The organism is Streptomyces sp. SM1, assembly GCF_002910825.1.
Classification (GTDB): Bacteria; Actinomycetota; Actinomycetes; order Streptomycetales; family Streptomycetaceae; genus Streptomyces; species Streptomyces okerensis.
Window position 1 is genome coordinate 1 of sequence record NZ_NEUB01000194.1, and the last position, 875, is coordinate 875.

At 76.5% G+C, this 875-nt stretch carries 1 protein-coding gene and 1 pseudogene; both read left to right on the forward strand.

The genetic code is table 11. The annotated features are described in order from the left end of the window. On the forward strand, nucleotides 1-446 hold a 446-nt coding region (locus B9S61_RS42060; RefSeq protein WP_258039547.1), incomplete at its 5' end, for a DUF5682 family protein. A gap of 86 nt (nucleotides 447-532) precedes the next feature. After that, a pseudogene (locus tag B9S61_RS40655) lies at nucleotides 533-875 on the forward strand (hypothetical protein); the annotation flags it as partial.

Sequence of the window (875 nt, forward strand, 5' to 3'; positions counted from 1 at the left end):
AGCAGGCGGTGCTCGAGGCCGGGGGCGACCCCGCCCGGATACGCGACACCGCCGCCCGTCTCGTCACCGAGGTCTGCCGGGAGGTCCGCGCGTCCGGCCACACCGCGGGAACCGGTGAGGCGATCGAGACCCTGCGGCTCGCCTGCGACCTGGGCACGTCGGTCACCGCACTCCGCGAACTCCTCCTCGTCACATACCGGTTGAAGGCATCCGGCACCGACCCGGCACTGATCGGCACGGTCCGCCGGCGCCTCCGCCCCGAGGGACCGCTGCGGCTGTACGGCGTCTGCCGTGAACCGGTGATCGGTCCCGACGGCCTCGGCGGGGTGGTCACCCACCTCGTCGACGACGACGGCCACTGGTACACGCTCCCCGACGTCAAGCCCGGCGGGCCGGCCCGTGCCCGCCGCGCCGGGGCGCCCACGTCGCCATCCGGACCTTCCTGAGCGACCACTTCCGGCTCTCCCGCGGCGGCCTCGTCCTCACCGACGCGGCCGTCGCCCCGGACGGCCGACTGCTGCCGGAACCCGGTGTGCGTGCCACCTTCGCCGCCGGACGGCCCTGGACAGTGACCGCGCCGGTGACGCCGGCCGACGGCGAGAGATTCCCGGCACCTCCCGCGTCCGGCTCGGACGGTGCCGGGCGCACCGGACCCCTCACCGTCCGCGACATCGAGGTCGTCGGCACGGACGGCGAGGACCTGCTGGCCCGGGTCCTCCCGGAGTCTGACGCCGCGGCCCTCTCCGAGCGGGACGGCGCGCTCGTCCGGCTCACCCCCGCCCACCGTCATCCCGGCCTCGCCCATACGGCCAACCTCCGGCGGCTCGGCGCCCGTCCCGGGCTGCGGGTCCGGGTCGCCGGCCGGCTCGAGCCGG